The sequence below is a fragment of the Paenisporosarcina sp. P4_D4 genome, from assembly GCF_056401835.1.
Genome location: NZ_JBFUIO010000012.1, coordinates 16,112 through 37,534 on the forward strand (window position 1 = coordinate 16,112; position 21,423 = coordinate 37,534).

Here is a 21,423-nt window from a genome sequence, read left to right on the forward strand (position 1 = left end):
TATATCGATCATGTCGACGACTCCATTGTGATGGAGAAAGTCGCCCCTCTTTACAAGGATGGTGGGCATCCTCAGATCGATCGGGATGAGAGGAAATTTTTCGTCACGGAAATCCCCCTTTCGTTTCCAATATTGGAACCTTGATTTTCTCCTTCTACTGTTCTCATTAAACTGAAACGATGCTTTAATCCTGGTACGCCGATATTTTGAAACCTCCCAGAATAGGGGGAATACATAGACGCCAACTCAAAACAGCATAAAATATAATACACTCACACAAATTACCTATGTATAAAAAAATAATACACAATTATTATTGATTTTCTGTAAATATCTTGTAAATTATTATTGTTTTTATGAAAAATTAGACAAAAACACATAAATAGCTGCTGGTGGATTTTATTTTCCTGGCTGCAAAAAATAAAAGATTTACTTAGCTACTTGATTGAGGAGAGAAGCTGAATTGAGATAAACTGAGTTTAAAAAACTCATAAAAAAAAGGAAAGTAGACGGCTACTTTTCCTTCAAATTAATCTTATTCACAATTACAATACCTTCTTTTTTATATTTCTTCAGTTTGACCCCTTCGTCCGAATTAGAAGAGGAAATGAAAAAAGTCCTCTCCATTAAAGGAGCCTGTTCCAATTTATCTCTGACTTAAAAGTCATTTGAAACATATCTTATTAGAAAAGCATGTTCGAAAGGTGACAAGATTTGGAGAGTCAATTAAATTCATTTATTTACGGATTGCAACCTAGAACCCCCAAACAAGCTGCGGAATTATGGATATTGGGTGTAGAAAATCGAAGTGGTGCTGTTCAATATGCTGTGCTATCACCATCTCTTCAAAAACTTACACAGAAACAGTTCGAAGAAAAAGGTTGGGTGACTGGACAATCAAGTCCGTGGGTTGCTAACGTTCATTTTGTAAAAGTAAATAAAATAAGTGATACAAAGTTACAATATACAATTTCATATGATTTACTAACTTCATATGAAAATTTCGGCAGAGGACATAAGCTTATTACTGTAGAAATGAATCCAGAGCCCTATAGAACAAACTGGTTTATTACTAAAATAATAACAACTTATTTTCAAAATGAAGGGGTTACTCCCGCCGAAACGGTAAGTAAATAAAGGTAAATTACAAGTATATTATTCGTTAAACAGATGATGAATTGCTTCTTTACTTTTATTTAAAGTAAGGTAATAGATTCCCAATGTATGTTCCAACAAATTTTTTTCATAACGATCCAACTCATTCCTATGAGCTTGACAGCTCTTTAAAATGTCTTTTCCTTTTTCCACATCCCCTTTTATTAAGAAATAGCGTGCTACTAGGATGCGATAAAAATGATGTGCTTCTGATATATGGACAAAAGTGTTGTCTTCGATTTCTTGTTTGAGAAGTTCTATATCTGCCATCTGTTGTTTGACCATTACTTCAAGCCATTCATTCAGCTTCTTTTTCAATCTATCATATTGTTCTAATTCTTTTTGTAAATCGATGTTAAGTCGCTCACAAATAAGATTGATAATTTCTTTTGAACATTGGGTTAGTCCACGTTCAATTTTACTTACATGAGTGACAGAACAAATCCCTTTTCCCAGTTGTGCTTGAGTCAAACCAGCTCGTTCACGATACAGTTTAATAATTTTAATCCTTCATCCATGTACCATCAACCTCCTTTATTCTTATTTACATGTAACATTTTTAGAAGAAATAGATATATCAGATGTCAGTTTTTCACATAAGGGCTAGAAAGCTAGGAGGAACAATACTTTAATCCGACTAACCCATTTGGAAAACTAGTATTTGGGATAATTAATATGAAGAAAATGCTCTATCAATATATTATTTGTAAGAAGAAGTAAGTTTTAGAGGCGCTTTTATCTAGTGAAAATAATTATTTTACATAATTTAATTAAAATTTCATAAGTAAATCCCTATTTATTCCTAACTAATTACCCCCATTTACTTCCTATTAGGCGAATAATACAATTATATTGAAATATTCTTAATTTTAACACTATTAAAAAATTGAGAAGTAAGTATTTTTTGTTTCATTGAAAAAAAGGGGGAAGGGTAAAAAATGAGAAGAAAATTTCCGTACAAGGTATTTGCAACGACGACTTTGGCTGCGATGTTGTTAACGACAACAGTGTTTGCGGAAGGGCCACAGAATAATTCGGTTTCCTCTCCAAATATAGAGGAGATTGCGAAGCAAGGACTGCAAATTTTCCAAGATGAACAAAACCAAGCTGCTGAAGAAGCAGCTGATAGGCTTGGATACAAGAATTTGAAAAAAGACGGCTTAGCTAAACCGTATAAGCCGGATGAAAAGGTGCGCTTGATTGTGGAGATAGAGCAGCCGATAATATTGGAAAAATCTTTCCAAAACAAAAAGACGAAGTATAAACAAAAACAAGATCAAGTAATTGCACAAATTTCTAAGGAAAATTCAGCTTCTAAAGTAAATCATCGATTCTATGAAAGCTTTAACGGCTTTAGTATGGAAACGGAGTTTAGTAATGTAAAAGAAATTCAGGCAACTCCAGGTGTTATAAACGTGCATATCGCAAGGACGTTCCAACCATCTATGGGGGCAAGCAAAGAATTGGTACAAGCACAAATGGTATGGGAACAATACGGATATGAAGGAGAAGGATTGCTTGTTGCGATTGTCGACTCCGGACTAGACTATACTCATAAAGATATGACGTTGACAAAAAAAGGAAAAGAAAAAGAGAAGTGGACGCAAGAGAACATTCAAGGGGAACTCGCAGAAACAGCAGTAAACGAAGTATGGTACAGCGACAAAGTTCCGACAGGTTATGACTGGGCTGATAAAGATACAGACGTAATTCCACGCGGTCAATATGGAAGTTCACATGGTATGCATGTTGCAGGAACTGTAGGAGCTAATGGTGATGAAGCAAACGATGGAGTACAAGGGGTTGCACCAGGTGTGCAGTTGTTGGCAGAAAAAGTTTTCTCCGATAATGGCGGTGGAGCTTATGAAGACGATATCATCGCAGGTATCGAGCACGCGGTAACATTAAGCGCCGATGTTATCAACATGAGCTTAGGTTCTGACGCGGGATTTGTTGGCGAAGAGAACGACCCAATTCAAAAAGCAATTCGTCAAGCAACTGAACAAGGCACGCTAGTTGTTGTAGCAGGTGGTAACGCTGCTTACAGCACAAAAAATAATCTCTTGCCTTCTTCCGAAAAACCATATGCTGAGAATCCGGATATTGGAACAGTTGGAGAACCAGGAGTAAGCCCCTATGCGTTATCTGTTGCTTCCTATGAAAACACAAAAATGCATAAAACCACGCTTGCAGAAGAAAACGGTTTACAGCTTCCGTACCAAGACCAAACGCAATTTAATTTTAAACTCTCCAGAGTACTAACACCTACTGAGAGCTATGAAATGGTGTATGTAGGGGAAGGAAGAAAGGCAGACTTCGCTGGAAAAGACGTCGCAGGCAAAATAGTAGTTGCGAAACCGCAAGTACCCTATGCATTTTATTCTTATATTCAAGTGGAAGCAAAGAAGAATGGTGCGAAAGCAGTTATTCTAGTACCGCCAACCACAATGGCAGATTTCCCATATCTAAATTTCAGCTATCTATCTACTCCAGCTGCTACAACAAGTAAGGTTGCAGGAGATGCGTTAATCACAAAGCTTACAAGTGGTCAAATTGTTAAGATGAATATGACAAAGGGTATTTGGCTTGATAATCCTGATAAAAATACCATTTCCGACTTTTCATCTGTCGGAACTCCGCATACGTTAGACTTTAAACCAGAGCTTTCAGCACCGGGTGGCAACATTTATTCAACTGTTGCGGGCAATGAATATGAGGTTATGAGTGGAACATCCATGGCAACTCCTCATGTTGCAGGTGGTTCGGCATTGTTAATGCAAGCATTATATGAAAAAGGATTATCTCATTCAAAGAATACAGCACTAACGGCAAAAATCGCATTGATGAATACAGCGCAGGTAGTACAAGATCCCCGCACAAATAATGAAGTACCGTACTCACCGCGTGTACAAGGATCCGGCTTAATGAAAATTCAAAATGCAATTAAAACACCTGTTATTGTGACAAGCAAGGATACTCCGTTAGAGCAAGCCGGAGCTGTAGCGTTAAAAGAGATTAATAAAAAAGGTACGAACTTCAAGTTGAACGTGGAAGCCTTAAAAAATGTAGATGTAAAAGATTTAGAATACACGGTCTTTGTAGACGTTTTGACGGATGGAAAAGAAACAAAAGAATTTGACTTAGACGAAGACGGGAAATTGGATTCTAAAGAATATTTAACTTTAACAAGCAAGCATGTAAAAGGTGCTATTTCATCTATAAATGGCGAGAAAGTGACACATACACAAGGTGCGAAATTGAAGATTAAACCGGGTCAAGAAAAGAACCTAGACGTAAAACTTGTATTACCTGAAAGCTTGGAGGAAGGGACGTTTGTTGAAGGATTTGTTCGCCTAGTGCCAACAGGCAAAAACAGCAAGGCGGCAGTTCCGTTAACCGTTCCGTATATGGGCTACTATGGAGATTGGGATCAGCCGCAGAACATTGATCCTGTTGCATGGGATAAAGATGCATTCTTAGGATATACCGTGCTTTGGAACGATGAAGGAGCACAATTCCCGTTGGGATATGACCCGTATACGGGAACCTTTAATATGGACCGAATTGTCATTTCTCCAAACTTTGTCTTGCCAGGTGTATACCCAACATTTACAGCACTTCGCAACTTAAAGAAGACAGAAATGTACGTGGAGAATGATCAAGGAAAAATGGTTCAAGACCTAGGCGATTTTAGTGAATATACTGGGAAACCGTGGAAGTTCCGTAAAAATGTTATGGCATACGGTGATTATATGAATAGTGGTTATTTATGGGACGTAAAAGACCAGGCAGGACAAGCAGTCAAGGATGGCACATACAACTTTGTTATTAAAACAACACTAGATTATCCAAATGCGAAGCCACAAGAAGTGAAGCTTCCAATCCGTGTTGATTCTGTTGCCCCAGTTGTATCTGATATTCAAGTGCAGCCAAAAGATGAGCAATATGAAATTTCTTTCAAGGCAGTGGACAACGAGGGCGGTAGCGGATATAACGCAGCAATCATCTGGTATAACGGTAAGTATGAATCCTTACAGCCGGGACAAACTTCTGTACTAGTAAAAGAAGAGCCGAAGAGTGTGGTAGTGTTAGGTGCAGACCATGCTTTTAACCACAGCTATACGGTTTGGGGAGATCCTTCTTATATTAATGAAGAAATGCTTGTAAGTTATTTCTCCGTGTATCCAAACAACAACGTAAACACAACCACCCCTGCCCAAATTAATGCGTTTGCCAGTAACCGTGTGAACTGGACAATAAACGTTAAAGATGTAAACGGCAAGGTAGTTGACACGATTGTAGCTGAAAATGAGCATGAAATTCACTTGAAATGGACTCCAGAAGCGGATATTCCAAGCGGTACGTATACAGTTTCAGCAGAAGTAGTAAACAAGCAAGGCTTTAAAGTAACGACAAGTCCGCAAACAGTAACTGTATTGCACCAATAATTAAAAATACGAAAAGAGCCGGCCTCACTATTACTATAGTGAGCCGGCTTTTTCTGTAAAGTGATTCGAAAATTTTTTTCTTAATTATGGTACCCCAAGTACCCCAACTCTGGGTTTCATATGCTGTATTCACAAATAATGAAGTTGATAACACACATCTTTTGGCGATTTTTAATGCACCCACTCCTCAAGTAATTTGGGGTTCTAACATTTTAAATTTTACACCTTCAAATATTATGTCGTATACCTATGGTATGAATGAAAATCAGTGGAAACAGGTAACCGCATCTGTTAAACCTAACACTTATATAGGACCCACCTGATAATCTTGTAATAGAGGATCAGAAAGGATGTCCCATCTAGATATATACCAACACTCAATATCCAACCCCAGAGCTTTACTAAAAACATAAATTCCTTGGGGGAAATTATAACCACAAGGAGTTTTTATTTGTGTTTTTCTCAAAAGGAATTTGACCTCCTTATACTACTCTGCAAATCCTTATTAAAATACCTTTTAAGAAATCTCTCTTCTTCAACTAAACTGCCCCGTTAGTTGTAGAAGAAAAGCTATTACCTTTTAGTTGTTTTAGCTCGATATTAGAGACTTAGATTAATAATTCACCCCATAATATCCGTACCGCTGTACCTGCAATGGCAACATCTTTTTCTTTTGGTGTTACGTATAATAACCCACCTCGTTTTGAAAGCTGTTTGCTGACAATACTTTCTATTGATAACTTTTCACACCAGTAAGGTCCTAATGCACCGTGGGTAGAACCATTTACATGGTCTTCATCAATGCCCTGTGCTGGTGAAAAAAATCTAGAGACAATATCAATTCCCTCCTCATTAGACATACTCGTGATACAAACACCACGTACAGGAAACTGTTTCATTGCAGAAAAATCAGGTTCAAAATCTGCAATGTATTCTTCATGACTTAGTTCCACAATATAATCCAAATCTGTTTTCCCTACATATTTCGGTTTCGTACCGAGCCATTCTTCAAGTTCTGAAGGACATTCAATCTCTTCTAATTGGTACTTCTTAATTGTTATTTCTACCAGTTCATTAAACCATCTTGCTTGCAAAGGACCGCTTAAAGTCTGGAATGTAATAGGGGAATCTAAGGGTAAAATCGATTGTTGCCAAACAATAAAAGCACTGGCTATTGTTCCATGTCCACAAATCGGAATTTCCATCTCTGGAGTAAACCATTTAAGAAAAAAATCATTCCCCCTTTTTTGGACAAAAGCTGTTGTTGGTACGGGTATCTCCTGAGCAATTTTTTGCATGGTCAACTCAGATATTGTTGAATCCAGTAAACATACTGCCGCGGGATTTCCCTTGTAAAGATCTGTAGTAAATGCATTTACGATAAAATACGTGACTCTGTTCAACTCTCCCACCTCATTCTTCGTTACTAATATAAATTTATTTTCATTAACCTGCCCCGTTAGCCATCCATACAACAAAAAACACTGTGCCATAGAGCCCAACCGTTAGTAACTCACATCATTTTATCATTGGTTTTTATTGAACTAAACTGCCCTTTAGTTGTATCGCAGCAACTTAGAAGAGGTTTTATATGTATGATTCCTTTTTGAATTGATGTCTCTATGTATCCAATGATTTGCTCAAAAGTAAAAACGTTTAATTGTTGTTTACTGTGTGTATTTTCATATTTCATATCTTCTAAAACATATGGAATAAAGTCACTAATGTCTTTTGAGTGTACTTCTTCAATATCTATAACTGAACCATTACTATCGAAAATCTCTTTAATTCCATCTGCGACTCCATAATAATCCAATAACAACCCATTTAGAGTTTGAAAATCCCCATGATACAGATTTAAAATATTTTTATCGTTTTCCATTCTGTTTTTTAACCACGGTAAATAAAACCCCTTTAACCACAAGTCATCTGCGATGAGATGTGAATAATACCCTAAGATAAATGAATTATTTTTAACAGAACTGTATTTTTCAATGAAATTTTCATAATCCACATTTCTTGAATAATCATCTACTTCGCCTGAAAAGAAATGTGATAACTCTTTAGGAGACACCGCGTCTGGTGCTATCCCTMCTAATAAAAATGAAGCTTTATCTGATATTGAAACTGATTCAGTAATCTTATAGGCTATAATACTATGCATAATTCTTGAACCCATAATAACCTTCCTTCACATTTTTTTAGTGATTTTCTTCTTACAAAAATTAAAACTTCTTGCCCCCTCGTCAAAGTGCTGGAGAAGGTATTTATACTATATCCTATAAAGTTGAACGAGGAAGTTTGTCTGCACATAGTGAGGCCAATTGCCTCCTTACTATAGTGGGAATTAGTTAGTTCTTAAGTAAGATTAAAAGGCTACCGTGAAGTGAAAGCACCCTCAAGCATCAGTCAAAAAACAGGCGCCTTCTTACTAAAGAAAGCGTCCTGTTTGTTCTTATTCAAGTATTCTAAAACTACTTTTGATTGCTCAAACGTTTTTTATCCTGTATAGCTAACTTTTCCAATCTCAACTAATTCCTTCAGTCCCATGAACATTAAATTCCAACCATGTTCAGCTTTCTTTTTTACTTTCTAAAACTCATTCTCAAGATTAGCCATAAAACTCAATATGTTCTTTCTCGTTCTTGTAATACTCCAGTCGATCCTGCAATGTGCCCGTGTGAAATTCAAACTTATGTCCATCCAAGTCTTCAAAGTAAATGGACTTTTTATCCCGCTCATCCCGCTCCCTGCCAAGCAAAATCGAAACGTTCAATTGGTTCAGTCTGACTAGAGTTTCTTCAAATTCATCCTCGGTAATTGTGAAAGCCATATGTGTGTAGGATTCCTTTATTTCATTACGTGGAATGTCGGTTTCCTCGTTCAGCGCTAGCCATACACCTTCTAAATCAAAATACGCTGTTTTTCTGCCTTTCATCATTAGCTTGGCTCCAAATACTTCCTCATAAAATCTAATAGAACTTTCCAAATCAGAAACGGAAAACAACAAATGGTTTATTTTCATTCCTTACTATCCACTCGTTCAAGCAAACGATAAGGTTTTGTTTCGTACGATTCGTATGCGACATTTCCAGGTTTCATGGCATCATGAATACGAGTAGCAAATTGCTCTCTTGTAACCCATTCGCTGATATTCGTTTCATTCAATTCAACAAACTGTACGTCTATCGTTTCGCCCGGTTGAGGTGTAGGTGTCCCTGCTACCGCCTTCCCTGCATATACAATACAAAAGACTCCGCTAGTGACATTTTGATAAACGCCGACCATGTCCCCAATCTCCGCATGGATTCCCGTTTCTTCGAAAACTTCTCTTGCAACGGCTTTTTTTAAACTCTCACCCGGTTCGACTCGTCCCCCTGGCATTTCATATGTATCGGATCTGTGACCATTTCGAACCAACAATACTTCCCCCGCTTCATTTTGAATGAACGCAGAGACCGCCACCACATATCGCGGGGTTGAATAATCACCTGTCCATTCCATAAAATCTTCAGAGCTTGTCTCAAATAATGGTGGTAATTTTTTTCGGAAGTTTTGTGCCGTTTCATGAAGTTCAGAAACCCGAATCGCTTGATCCACACGCTCAAAATCCTCGCGATCACGGTAACCCCACATAGCCATAATTTCTGTTTTATCCCCGTTCACCCAACGCCCTATTAAACGCGCACCATGCGTCAATTGATTCGGCAATAAATAGGTGTGGAAAAAGTGATTAAACGTCTCCAGCATTTCAGGTTTAATAGTGTACATTTTTCTTCGAAATAGCATACGATACCCGCTTTCAATTAAAGATTACTCTTCTTTTTTAGGTGTGGTTTCTTCATATTCCATCTCATGCTTTGTATCGTGAAGCGATGACGCATTATTATCATCTTTCTTTCCTTCCATTGCATCATCAAATGGCATGTAATGATTCATTGGTAAGCGACGTTTAGTTCCCAGTCTCCAAAGTGTCCAAGCAATCACACCGATTAATATTGCTAAAAATATGTAGCCCATCCGGTATCACTCCTTTTAGTTGATTGTACTTTATCCGTCTCTTATGAGTTCGGGTTAAATCTATTTCATAACTTTTCTACAAACACTAGGAAATCCCCTTTAATTCTCTTGCGCAGCATTTATTCCCTTTCAATTTGGTTTGTTCCTTTTCACGAGGGGTGTATTCCCTTCCGCCCAATTTTACCCAACAAAAAAACCGCAATGCCTCAAGTTTTCACTCGAAACATTACGGTTTTCAAAAACTATTAATTTGAGCTTGCTTGAATTTCTTTATTCTCTTCAGCCGTAAACGCGCGAGATCTGGTCAGAAACCTTTTCCCTTCCACGCCTTCCAGTGAAAACATGCCGCCTCGACCATCTACCACATCAATAATTAACTGAGTATGTTTCCAGTAGTCGTATTGGCTCTTATGCATATAGAAGGGACTGTCGCCGATTGAACCGAGTAGTACATCTTGATCTCCCACTATCAAATCACCTTCCGGGTAGCACATTGGTGCAGACCCGTCACAGCAACCTCCTGATTGGTGGAACATGACAGGACCGTGCTTGCTTTTCAATAACTCGATCAGTTCAAGCGTGGCGTCCGTTGCAGTAACGCGTTCAATCATTGGTCATTCCCCTTTCGATCAAAAGAATCCTAATTTGTTTTCGTTGTAACTAACAAGTAGGTTTTTAGTTTGTTGGTAGTGATTCAACATCATTAAGTGGTTTTCGCGACCGATACCTGACATTTTGTATCCACCGAACGCAGCATGTGCTGGGTAAGCATGGTAACAGTTTGTCCAAACACGACCCGCTTGAATCGCACGACCGAAACGGTATGCTGTGTTCATATTACGTGACCAAACACCTGCTCCAAGTCCGTATAAAGTATCGTTAGCAATTTCAAGTGCCTCTTCTTGGGTTTTGAAAGTTGTTACTGAAACAACTGGACCAAAGATTTCTTCTTGGAAGATTCGCATTTTGTTATTTCCTTTGAAGACAGTTGGTTTCACATAATATCCACCAGCGAATTCGCCTTCAATATTATTGCGCTCTCCACCGATTAAGCATTCTGCGCCTTCTTGTTTCCCGATATCCAAGTAAGACAAGATTTTTTCCAATTGTTCACTTGAAGCTTGTGCACCCATCATCGTATTCGGATCAAGTGGGTTCCCTGTCTTGATTGCTTCAACACGAGCCAATACTTTTTCCATGAACTTATCATAGATAGATTCCTGGACTAGTGCACGTGAAGGGCATGTACATACTTCCCCCTGGTTCAATGCGAATAATACAAAGCCTTCTACCGCTTTATCAAGGAAAGCATCGTCTTGGTCCATAATATCTTCGAAGAAAATGTTCGGTGACTTACCGCCAAGTTCCAATGTTACCGGAATCAAGTTTTGTGAAGCGTATTGCATGATCATACGGCCTGTAGTTGTTTCACCAGTGAAAGCAACTTTGCCAATACGTGGATTCGATGCAAGTGGCTTACCAGCTTCCAAACCGAAACCATTTACAATGTTCATAACACCTGGTGGTAATAAATCGCCCACTAGTTCAGCAAATACTAGAATACTAGCTGGTGTTTGCTCAGCTGGTTTCAACACAACACAATTTCCTGCAGCAAGTGCCGGTGCAAGCTTCCAAACTGCCATTAACAATGGGAAGTTCCAAGGAATGATTTGTCCAACCACACCGATTGGCTCATGGAAATGATACGCTACTGTATCGTTATCGATTTGGCTTAAAGATCCTTCTTGCGCACGAATGGCACCAGCGAAATAACGGAAATGATCGATCGCAAGTGGTAAGTCAGCATTCAATGTTTCACGTACTGCTTTTCCGTTATCCCAAGTCTCTGCGACAGCCAGCACCTCTAAATTTTCTTCCATGCGATCCGCAATTTTATTTAAAATATTTGCACGTTCAGCTACAGACGTATTCCCCCAAGCATCTTTTGCTTCATGTGCTGCGTCTAATGCTAGTTCAATGTCTTCAGATGTTGAGCGAGCAACTTGAGTGAAACTTTTACCCGTAACTGGTGTCACGTTATCAAAATATTCACCTTTAACAGGAGCAGTCCATTGCCCGTTAATATAGTTATCATATTTCTCTTTAAAAGTAACAATTGAACCCTCAGTGTTTGGAAATGCATATACCATTCTCAAGTTCCCCCTTTAATTTGGCCAACTCATTATTTGTATGCGATTTCATAATCTAGTATTCATACAAATTAAGAAGTCTGTACCTCAAATATAGTCAGATAACACCGAATTTTACAACATATTTGTTTATGAAATATGCCCAAGACTATTAATACTATATAAATCTTCTAAAGAAATTAAAGGTGTGACAGTGTATTTCGGACGTTTAGAGAAGTTCCCTTCCATTCCTACTCTTTTTTTTCATCAACTCTTAACAAATACCGGTGATTATATAGATAGAAACCCTCAAGTATCTTCTCGAATTTTAAATTGGAGTAGACACCCTGATAGTTTGAAATCTTTATTAATAGTCTGCCTATCTCTCATGCAAATGGCGCACATATTATAAACTATCTTGCAAGAAGGGAGGTGAACTAATGAATAATTATAGAAAAAGAAGAAATTACAATAGTATTCATCATAAAAATGAAATTGATAGAAGTTTGAGACATACACATAACCATAGTGAACATGAACATGAACATGAACATCATCATCATCAAGTACATGCTGAAAGCAACTATCATCATTCCGAAAATATTGATAAAGAATATAGCCATTCCAATGAATATAAATGGGATAGGGGGCCACAGGGACCTAGAGGACCTGCGGGACCGATGGGGCCTGCTGGGCCTGCTGGACCAGCTGCAATTGGACTTTCTGGAATTGACGGAGCTACTGGACCGATGGGACCCGCTGGAACTGACGGAGCTACTGGACCAATGGGACCTGCTGGATCTGATGGAGCTACTGGACCAATAGGACCTGCTGGGCCTGCTGGAACCGACGGAGCTACTGGACCGATGGGACCTGCTGGATCTGACGGAGCTACTGGACCGATGGGACCTGCTGGGCCTGCGGGAACTGACGGAGCTACTGGACCGATGGGACCTAGAGGACCTGCGGGAACTAGAGGACCGATTGGGCGTACTGGGGCTACTGGGCCTGCTGGGCCTGCTGGCGCTACTGCAATTGGACTTTCTGGAATTGACGGAGCTACTGGACCAATGGGACCTGCTGGATCTGACGGAGCTACTGGACCGATGGGACCTGCTGGATCTGACGGGGCTACTGGACCGATGGGACCTGCTGGATCTGACGGGGCTACTGGACCGATGGGACCTGCTGGATCTGACGGGGCTACTGGACCAATGGGACCTGCTGGATCTGACGGGGCTACTGGACCTGCGGGAACTAGAGGACCTGCGGGAACTAGAGGACCTGTGGGAACTAGAGGACCTGCCGGAACTAGAGGACCGATTGGGCGTACTGGCGCTACTGGAGCTACTGGACCGATGGGACCCACTGGATCTGACGGGGCTACTGGACCGATGGGACCTGCTGGATCTGACGGAGCTACTGGACCAATGGGACCTGCTGGGCATGCTGGAATCGATGGAGCTACTGGACCAATAGGACCTGCTGGGACTGCTGGAACTGACGGAGCTACTGGACCAATAGGACCTGCTGGAACTGACGGGGCTACTGGACCAATGGGACCTGCTGGGCCTGCTGGAATCGATGGAGCTACTGGACCAATAGGACCTGCTGGGCTTGCTGGAACTGACGGAGCTACTGGACCGATTGGACCTGCTGGGCCTGCTGGAACCGATGGAGCTACTGGACCAATAGGACCTGCTGGGCCTGCTGGAACTGACGGAGCTACTGGACCAATAGGACCTGCTGGGCCTGCTGGATCTGACGGAGCTACTGGACCGATGGGACCTACTGGAACTGACGGGGCTACTGGACCAATGGGACCTGCTGGTCCTGCTGGATCTGACGGGGCTACTGGACCAATGGGACCTGCTGGGCCTGCTGGAACTGCTGGAACTGACGGAGCTACTGGACCGATTGGACCTGCTGGATCTGACGGGGCTACTGGACCGATGGGACCCACTGGGCCTAACGGCGCTACTGGAACGATGGGACCTACTGGGGCTAACGGCGCTACTGGGCCGATGGGACCTACTGGGGCTACCGGCGCTACTGGACTGATGGGACCTGCTGGATCAACAGGGCTAACTGGACCAATGGGGCCCGCTGGCGCTACTGGACCTGCTGGTGCTGATGGTGTAGATGGGGCTACTGGGGCTACCGGACCGATTGGACCTGCTGGTGCTGACGGGGCTATCGGAGCCACCGGGGCTACTGGACCGATTGGACCTGCCGGTGCTGACGGAGCCACTGGACCGATTGGACCTGCTGGATCAACAGGGCTAACTGGACCAATGGGGCCCGCTGGCGCTACTGGACCTGCTGGTGCTGATGGTGTAGATGGAGCTACTGGGCCAATTGGGGCTACTGGGGCTACCGGACCGATTGGACCTGCTGGCGCAGACGGGGCTATTGGAGCCACTGGGGCTACCGGGCCAATTGGACCTGCTGGTGCTGACGGGGCTATTGGAGCCACCGGGGCTACTGGACCGATTGGACCTGCCGGTGCTGACGGAGCCACTGGACCGATTGGACCTGCTGGATCAACAGGGCTAACTGGACCAATGGGGCCCGCTGGCGCTACTGGACCTGCTGGACCTGCTGGTGCTGATGGTGTAGATGGAGCTACTGGGCCAATTGGGGCTACTGGGGCTACCGGACCGATTGGACCTGCCGGTGCTGACGGAGCCACTGGACCGATTGGACCTGCTGGATCAACAGGGCTAACTGGACCAATGGGGCCTGCTGGCGCTACTGGACCTGCTGGACCTGCTGGTGCTGATGGTGTAGATGGAGCTACTGGGCCAATTGGGGCTACTGGGGCTACCGGACCGATTGGACCTGCCGGTGCTGACGGAGCCACTGGACCGATTGGACTTACTGGACCTGCTGGTGCTGACGGAGCCACTGGAGCTACAGGACCGATTGGACCTGCCGGTGCTGACGGAGCCACTGGAGCTACTGGACCTGCTGGACCTGCCGGTGCTGACGGAGCTACTGGAGCTATTGGACCTACTGGACCTGCCGGCGCTGACGGTGCTAATGGGGCTACTGGAGCTACTGGACCTGCTGGACCTGCCGGCGCTGACGGCGCTACTGGAGCTACTGGACCTACTGGTGCTACCGGTGCTACTGGACCTACTGGGCCTACTGGGCCTACTGGGCCTACTGGACCGGCCGGACCTACTGGGGCTACTGGGCCTGCTGGAAAAGGAGGCATACTAGACTTTGCAGATTTTTATGCTTTGATGCCTGGTGATAATGCTACAACAGTTGGTGCAGGTGAAGATGTTGATTTCCCTCAAAATGGACCTACCTTAGCTGGATCAAGGATTACTCGTATCAGCGGTGATTCATTTAATTTGTCAGCTATTGGAACTTATCAAGTTTTATTTCAAGTGAGCATAACAGAAGCCGGGCAACTAGTTTTAACTCTTGATTCGGGATCGGGATCTACTGAATTACCTTATACTGTAGTCGGTCGTGCAACCGGCACTACTCAGATAGTAGGGATGGCACTAGTGCAAACAAATGTCACTAATTCAATCATCACCGTACGAAATCCTCAAAGTGCATCCACTGCATTGACAATTACTCCTACCGCCGGAGGGTCAGAGCCTGTATCAGCTCATCTTGTTATTACACAAATTGGATAATGAGAAAAAAATTCTAGACTTTCAAAAAAAGCTTCCATCCCGGGAGCTTTTTTATTGTTTATTAACGCAAGAAGCTACACTTTTTTAATCATAAGAAAACCTGTTTCTGTTTCTGCATAGCTACTCTAGCTTCGAAACATGATTAAAAAATCAACAGTAAAAGTAGACAGAGTCAATCGTAAAAAACATGAAACTAGTAATAGATTTCACGATTCATGTTTATAATATCCAGTTCATTTTTAACTTGCTCATTTCTAAAAATACTTTTTGTTAGACATCAATAGGACAAAGTTACATAATCATTGTCTAACAAATTAAAAAAAGGTTTGCTGCGAACTCTTTCGCTACAAACCTTTTTTCCTTATTCTTCTATTTCATTAACTTCTACTAGCATTCCGACCACTAAAGTAATTACAACAAAGAAACATATCAGCATTAAGACCATTTCATTCAACTCCTACCATGTTTTGAATCCTTCTGAACCAGGAGGTGCATGGTGAATCATGCCAGTTAGCGGTATAGCATAGGCGATAATGATTAATGCGAATGCGATGCCAATCCAAATCCACCAGTTTTCCAAAAATTTCGGTGTGTTTTCTTTGTCACTTTCCGCCATTGGAAACTCGACAAAGTCTTCTTCACGTACGGCTTTTGGTGATAAAAACATCGACATCACGACGATATAAATCAGGATCATGGCAGATAGGAATAAAATGCTGCCTCCAATTGCCATCGTTACATGATTCGTAATTATCCCATCAAACCATTCCATTGCGGAAGGATGATTATTGTAATTGGAATATGCAGTGCGTCTCGGTGCTCCCAAAAGACCTAAAATATGTTGCGAAGTGGACATTAAGAGCATACCGATAGTCCATGTAATAATTTGAATGAATCCTAGCTTTTGCATAGACTTTGAGAATTTACGTCCTGTTAAGTATGGAATTAACCAAAATGTCAGCCCCATAAAAGTCATCGCTACAGGTGTCCCAACAGTAATGTGGAAATGTCCGACGATCCATAATGTGTTGTGGACGACTTCGTTTAACTGGAAACTTGCGTTGATGATTCCTCCCGCTCCACCAGGAATAAAGAAAGCCATTGCTATAAAAATTGATGTAAAGCGAACGTCTTTCCAAGGAAGTTTCGTGAACCAGCCGAATAATCCTTTCCCTCCTTTTTTACGTCCTGAAATCTCGAATGTCGCAAACATAGAAAACGCCGTCATTAAAGATGGAATAATAACCATGAATGTCAACACGACTTGAAGGAACTTCCAGAAGTTCGAAATCCCTGGTTCCGTTAATTGGTGATGGAACCCTACTGGAATAGAGAAAAGAATGAATAACACAAATGACAAACGAGCCAATGAATCACTGAAAACTTTCGTTCCAATTAGTTTCGGAACTATTACATACCACGCCATATAAGCTGGCAACAACCAGAAATACACAAGCGGATGACCGAAATACCAGAACAAAGAGCGACTTAGTTCCACGTTAATCGTATCCACCCAGCCAAACGCCCAAGGGATGTATTGGAATAGAACTGTGGCTACCACACCTAGACAAGCGATGATCCACAGGATGATTGTCGTAATGGTCATGAAAGCAAATAGTGGACTTAATTGTCCTTTATGTTTTTTTCTCCAGACGAGATAATGTCCTACCAATGCAAAACTATTAATCCATGTACCTACTACAAACAATGCCAATCCTACATAATACCAACCACTTGCTTTCAACGGAGCATAGAACGTATATAGAACTGAAGCTTCCCCAGAAATAATCATAGCTGTTGCTAAAATAGTGCCGATTGTTGTGACTGCAAAACCAATCCAGGAAACGCGTCGAACTTTCGGACCGAAGCTTCCAAGGCTTTTACTCATACCAGTAATAAAGAAACCGAAAATGAAATAAGTAGTATATATAAGTGCAAGCAATACGCCATGTGCCGTTAATATTTGATAATAATCCAACCAACTAGGTAATTGGAGAGCATCGTTTCGTATGAAAACTTGTAATAATCCGCATAATGTTCCAATTAGAAATGCGATGTATGCAACTCCGATATTCCATAAAGCCAACTTACGATCTTGTGCAGCAATCATCTTAATACACCTCTATTTCTGTGGACATCATGTGGTGACCAGCACCGCAGTATTCATTACAAAGAATTAAATATTTACCTGGTTTATCGAATGTATAAGATTTTGTAGTAATCCGACCTGGAACCACCATCATATTTACTTTCGTATTATCAATCGTAAAACTATGAACGACGTCTGTACTAGTTAATTTAAAAATGATTTCTTTTCCTGCAGGTACTTTAAGTTCAGGTGCATTGTATCCGAACGCCAATGCCACAATTGCTACCTGGTACGTATCGTCATCTATCTGAGTAACGCCAGGGTGATCAAATGGCGCAGTTTCATTTACTTTTTTAGGATCAATTGTATCCATTCCTCCCGATGGTGTGTGGCCGTGAGAGAATGCGCTTACTCCGACTATACTTAAAAACACGATTAATGAGACTAGGCCAAATACAAGCCAAATCTTTTCATATTTATGAAAATGCATTTAAATCTACTCCTTTTCATCTTGCTACATACATGAAATAAACGACAAACCACATGACGATAATAATGATGCCAACTGAAAAAACACTGATCAGCGTTCCTTTTAAATTCAACTCTGGCGATTGATTTTTTTTACTCAATCTCATTCACCTCTTCACGTTTTTATAACTTATATTCAGCGTAGGCCATTCATGGTTTAGGGACTGTGATATAAGTCACACTCGAAGGTTTATTTACAGTGAGTGTCGATAATTTGTCAAAATTGGAATAGGGCTGTGGAGTAAATCGAGGGTGATTGAATTTAATCGGAATGGAACTCAGTTTAATCGGCATCACTGGTAATTTCATCGGCATGAACTGGATTTTAATCGGCATCAAACCTGTTTTAATCGGTTTCACCTAATTTTCCCCACAAAAAAAAGCAATTTACCTTTGAGGTAAATCACTTCTTTAATCAATTTTACAAAAAGCAATTGGGCAGTTTTCGCAATTGATTTCGTCTTTTAAATAATCAAGGTCGTGTATCAGCATCTTTCCATCCACCGTGGAAAGTATGTTTTGTTTTTTTAAGTCACTCAGCAGCCTATTCACTACTTCACGTGTCATGCCGCAAAAATTAGCAAGTTCTTGATTGGTAAGCGTCATGTCGATCATGATGCCCTTTTTGTTAGGTACTCCATAGCTATTCGTCATGCGAATCAACGTTGAGTAAAGCGCTCCTTTTTTACCATGCAACAGGAGGTCACGGAATTTGGTCTGTGTTTTTTGGTGATTGATACCCATCCACTTCATAAAGGAAACGGCAAGCTTGGCATTATGGGTCAGCTCTTCTTCCAGATCGTCGACACTTATCTTGATGCATTCCACATCTTCCATGACCTTGGCATCCAACATATATTTGGCTGATTCGGCAAAGAGCGTGAATTCCCCAACGAACTGATTGCGTCCACAAATCCTTAACGTCAATTCTCGACCTTCAGGTGTAACTTTCCCAATTTGAACTTTTCCGGTTCGGATGAAGTATATCCCTTTGATGGGGTCGCCCTCTTGGAACAAATAAGAGTCTTTATTATACGTTTTCACAATGTGTCGTATGGAGAGCAACTCTTTCAGTTCAACGGACGTATCAACCATCCCTTTTTTCAATCAAAACACTCCTTTCTTCGTTTTCTCTTGGGTAAAGAGTACCATAGAACCTTTTCTATTGGATAGTACCATCTGCACGATTGAGATTCCCCTTCCATCTCATATAGGAGTTCATTATGGGGTATAATTAACATACTAAATGAAGCAGGTGATGATATGCGCATAAATAAATTTTTAAGTGAAGCTGGTATTGTCTCAAGACGCGGTGCTGATAAATGGATAGAAGACGGACGCATTACGATCAATGGGAAAAAAGCTGAACTTGGAAGCAAAGTAGAGCCTGGAGACGATGTGCGTGCCGATGGCAAACCGGTAAAACATGAAGAGCCGTATGTCTACATCGCTCTTAATAAACCCGTAGGCATTACCAGTACAACAGAACGACATATTAAAGGAAATATCGTTGATTTCGTCAATCATCCTTTACGTATTTTTCATATCGGCCGACTCGATAAAGATTCGCATGGATTGATTTTATTGACAAACGATGGAGATATTGTAAACGAAATATTGCGGGCTGAAAATGAGCATGAAAAAGAATACATCGTTAAAGTGGACAAACCCGTTACACAGGATTTTGTTAAACAAATGTCTGAAGGCGTAGAGATTTTAGACACCAAAACATTACCTTGTAAAGTAGAAAAACTCTCTTCTCAAATGTTTAAAATTACGCTAACACAAGGATTGAACCGTCAAATCCGCCGCATGTGTACATCACTGGGTTACGAAGTCAAAGGTTTGCAACGTATTCGAATCATGAATATTCATGTGGACGGTCTTACTGTCGGTGAATGGCGTGATTTAACGAAAGTGGAGTTGGAAGAACTATTCAGTACGCTTAACTATTCACCAAAAAGGTAATAGAGTAGTAGGAGGCGATGCAATGCTATCGATAACTCATACACTTAATATAAACGGTGCACTAATACGCGGAGACTTTTGGGACTGACGAGGTCAGTCAGGCACCTTCTGGCTAATTTTACCCAAAATAATGAAAAAAAGCGGTCCTATTCTTTAGGATCGCTTTTCTTCATCATCATGACATCTTCAGTTTACTCCTTAAAACCTAATTTCTTTAGTCGTGAATTACTTGATAGTCGTGCGAAAGAATTAAAAAGATATACCTGGTAAAACCCAAGGATACCCTACACAAAGTTCACCATTATAGGCAAAACATCGTGTTTGCGAATTGTTGTTGTTTCATGAATTGATTCGGGGACAATGTCGGCTTCCATGCAAAAGGAAGTAGTTTCGTACAAGCATTCCAAAATTCAATTTGCCGATGTAAATCTTGAGGCCCTTCATAAAAACGATATGTGATTGTCACGTGTAATTGCCATCCACTATTTTTTTATATGCCATTCTGTTAATGACCTCTTCTTGTTGAGGATATAATTCTAGTAATTCTTTTTGCGTAAAGAGCTCGAAATCATCGAAATCAAAACCAGGCGACACCATACAACCGACCAAAGAAAATGTGGATTCAAGATCAACTGAGGAACCGAATATTGCTCCTTTAGGTACGAGTACCTGTGGCTTTTCCCCGTTATTAAAGTCCAACCCTAATTTCTGAGCTGTATATTCACCATTCGGGTGTATCACGTGCACAGTGAGTGGACTTCCGTCATGGAAAAACCATAATTCGTCCGATTGAAGTCGGTGTAAGTGGGATACTTCGCCACTCTTTAAGCAAAAGTAAATTGTCGTGTAGAGATTTCTTGTTTTGCTATCCGACGTTTCCATTTTTTCTTCCGAGTAGAAACTCCGTGTATAGTGTCCCCCTTCTGGGTGCGCTTCCATGTTTAAATGTTCTATGTAATAGGATGCATTTCGTTTTGTCATCATTTCTCTCCCTCCCCCTAATACATTCATCATCCGCTATAAAAGAAATGGATTCAATGCCTTTCGACAAAATGTGCCACGTGGAACATTTTTTAAAGTGTTTTTATCGACATTTTAGTCAGGAAATCTTCTGGATGATGAGTGTATCGATTTGTGATAGACAACATTCAATCATTAAAGTTGATAATTTTTTTCCGTTATTAAATTTCTCTGGATTTTCCCATGCATCCCGAAAGACTCCGCGTACAATTTGCTCACTGATAGCTTCATCAGCAACAACTCTGTACGATATTTTCCATAACAACCGAGAGTAGCGATTATATAGTTCAATCAAAGACTGTTGTTCCTGGTTAGAAAATCCGATGATCAAACACTCTTCAGTAGTCATCTAGTCACACCCCTTTAAATCCTCAATACCCCACACGCGTTTTGTACAACATTTCAATGTG

At 41.1% G+C, this 21,423-nt stretch carries 19 protein-coding genes and 1 pseudogene; 5 read left to right on the forward strand and 15 right to left on the reverse strand.

Going from position 1 to position 21,423, the window contains the following annotated elements; translation table 11 throughout:
- The first annotated feature begins 714 nt into the window (after window positions 1-714).
- Window positions 715-1,137: a hypothetical protein gene (locus AC1DSL_RS05355; protein WP_477531436.1), complete on the forward strand. Its 423-nt coding sequence runs from the start codon at window positions 715-717 to the stop codon at window positions 1,135-1,137.
- Window positions 1,138-1,155: 18 nt separating this feature from the next.
- On the opposite strand, the gene AC1DSL_RS05360 is transcribed toward AC1DSL_RS05355, so the two are convergent.
- Window positions 1,156-1,626, reverse strand: coding sequence for a helix-turn-helix domain-containing protein (locus AC1DSL_RS05360; RefSeq protein ID WP_477531437.1), 471 nt, complete (start codon window positions 1,624-1,626; stop codon window positions 1,156-1,158).
- Window positions 1,627-2,093: 467 nt separating this feature from the next.
- Between AC1DSL_RS05360 and AC1DSL_RS05365 the strand changes: the two genes are divergently transcribed.
- Window positions 2,094-5,603, forward strand: coding sequence for a S8 family serine peptidase (locus AC1DSL_RS05365; RefSeq protein WP_477531438.1), 3,510 nt, complete (start codon window positions 2,094-2,096; stop codon window positions 5,601-5,603).
- 89 nt (window positions 5,604-5,692) lie between these two features.
- Window positions 5,693-5,926, forward strand: a pseudogene (locus AC1DSL_RS05370) (cupin domain-containing protein); the annotation flags it as partial.
- Window positions 5,927-6,211: 285 nt separating this feature from the next.
- Here AC1DSL_RS05370 and AC1DSL_RS05375 read toward each other — a convergent pair.
- The 7 genes from AC1DSL_RS05375 to adh all read right to left on the reverse strand — a co-directional run bounded on the left by AC1DSL_RS05375 (window position 6,212) and on the right by adh (window position 11,773).
- On the reverse strand, window positions 6,212-7,015 hold the full coding sequence (locus AC1DSL_RS05375) for a PhzF family phenazine biosynthesis protein (protein WP_369758005.1): 804 nt from the start codon (window positions 7,013-7,015) through the stop codon (window positions 6,212-6,214).
- A 101-nt stretch (window positions 7,016-7,116) separates the two neighbouring features.
- Window positions 7,117-7,782 (reverse strand): hydrolase, encoded by a 666-nt coding sequence (locus AC1DSL_RS05380; protein WP_477531439.1) that lies wholly within the window; start codon window positions 7,780-7,782, stop codon window positions 7,117-7,119.
- 432 nt (window positions 7,783-8,214) lie between these two features.
- On the reverse strand, window positions 8,215-8,628 hold the full coding sequence (gene fosB, locus AC1DSL_RS05385) for a metallothiol transferase FosB (RefSeq protein ID WP_477531440.1): 414 nt from the start codon (window positions 8,626-8,628) through the stop codon (window positions 8,215-8,217).
- Window positions 8,625-9,392 carry an NUDIX domain-containing protein gene (locus AC1DSL_RS05390; RefSeq protein WP_477531441.1) on the reverse strand — a complete coding sequence of 256 codons (768 nt, stop codon included), beginning with the start codon at window positions 9,390-9,392 and terminating at the stop codon, window positions 8,625-8,627. The genes fosB and AC1DSL_RS05390 overlap by 4 nt, the downstream gene beginning before the upstream one ends.
- A 24-nt stretch (window positions 9,393-9,416) precedes the next feature.
- Window positions 9,417-9,623 carry a hypothetical protein gene (locus AC1DSL_RS05395; RefSeq protein ID WP_477531442.1) on the reverse strand — a complete coding sequence of 69 codons (207 nt, stop codon included), beginning with the start codon at window positions 9,621-9,623 and terminating at the stop codon, window positions 9,417-9,419.
- Window positions 9,624-9,868: 245 nt separating this feature from the next.
- On the reverse strand, window positions 9,869-10,234 hold the full coding sequence (locus tag AC1DSL_RS05400) for a DUF779 domain-containing protein (RefSeq protein WP_477531443.1): 366 nt from the start codon (window positions 10,232-10,234) through the stop codon (window positions 9,869-9,871).
- An 18-nt stretch (window positions 10,235-10,252) separates the two neighbouring features.
- Window positions 10,253-11,773 (reverse strand): aldehyde dehydrogenase, encoded by a 1,521-nt coding sequence (gene adh, locus AC1DSL_RS05405; RefSeq protein ID WP_477531444.1) that lies wholly within the window; start codon window positions 11,771-11,773, stop codon window positions 10,253-10,255.
- A gap of 419 nt (window positions 11,774-12,192) precedes the next feature.
- Here adh and AC1DSL_RS05410 point away from each other — a divergent pair, with 419 nt between their 5' ends.
- Window positions 12,193-15,408, forward strand: coding sequence for a hypothetical protein (locus AC1DSL_RS05410; protein WP_477531445.1), 3,216 nt, complete (start codon window positions 12,193-12,195; stop codon window positions 15,406-15,408).
- Window positions 15,409-15,865: 457 nt separating this feature from the next.
- On the opposite strand, the gene AC1DSL_RS05415 is transcribed toward AC1DSL_RS05410, so the two are convergent.
- From AC1DSL_RS05415 to AC1DSL_RS05435, 5 genes are read right to left on the reverse strand one after another with little or no spacing between them, the layout of a single operon-like run.
- A complete protein-coding gene (locus AC1DSL_RS05415) occupies window positions 15,866-17,518 on the reverse strand; it encodes a b(o/a)3-type cytochrome-c oxidase subunit 1 (RefSeq protein WP_477531446.1) in 1,653 nt (550 codons plus the stop codon).
- A 1-nt stretch (window position 17,519) separates the two neighbouring features.
- On the reverse strand, window positions 17,520-17,987 hold the full coding sequence (locus AC1DSL_RS05420; protein WP_342542520.1) for a cytochrome c oxidase subunit II: 468 nt from the start codon (window positions 17,985-17,987) through the stop codon (window positions 17,520-17,522).
- 16 nt (window positions 17,988-18,003) lie between these two features.
- On the reverse strand, window positions 18,004-18,126 hold the full coding sequence (locus tag AC1DSL_RS05425; protein ID WP_231391084.1) for a cytochrome C oxidase subunit II: 123 nt from the start codon (window positions 18,124-18,126) through the stop codon (window positions 18,004-18,006).
- 49 nt (window positions 18,127-18,175) lie between these two features.
- The gene (locus AC1DSL_RS05430) at window positions 18,176-18,385 is read right to left on the reverse strand and encodes a hypothetical protein (RefSeq protein ID WP_477531447.1); all 210 of its coding nucleotides are present in this window, start codon (window positions 18,383-18,385) and stop codon (window positions 18,176-18,178) included.
- Window positions 18,386-18,436: 51 nt separating this feature from the next.
- Window positions 18,437-19,120 carry a Crp/Fnr family transcriptional regulator gene (locus AC1DSL_RS05435; RefSeq protein ID WP_477531472.1) on the reverse strand — a complete coding sequence of 228 codons (684 nt, stop codon included), beginning with the start codon at window positions 19,118-19,120 and terminating at the stop codon, window positions 18,437-18,439.
- A 168-nt stretch (window positions 19,121-19,288) separates the two neighbouring features.
- Here AC1DSL_RS05435 and rluF point away from each other — a divergent pair, with 168 nt between their 5' ends.
- Window positions 19,289-19,993: a 23S rRNA pseudouridine(2604) synthase RluF gene (rluF, locus tag AC1DSL_RS05440; protein ID WP_477531448.1), complete on the forward strand. Its 705-nt coding sequence runs from the start codon at window positions 19,289-19,291 to the stop codon at window positions 19,991-19,993.
- A gap of 462 nt (window positions 19,994-20,455) precedes the next feature.
- On the opposite strand, the gene AC1DSL_RS05445 is transcribed toward rluF, so the two are convergent.
- Complete coding sequence (locus AC1DSL_RS05445; RefSeq protein WP_477531449.1) at window positions 20,456-20,977, reverse strand: cupin domain-containing protein; 522 nt, start codon at window positions 20,975-20,977, stop codon at window positions 20,456-20,458.
- Window positions 20,978-21,092: 115 nt separating this feature from the next.
- Window positions 21,093-21,362, reverse strand: coding sequence for an RNA polymerase sigma factor (locus tag AC1DSL_RS05450; protein WP_477531450.1), 270 nt, complete (start codon window positions 21,360-21,362; stop codon window positions 21,093-21,095).
- Window positions 21,363-21,423: the final 61 nt, after the last annotated feature.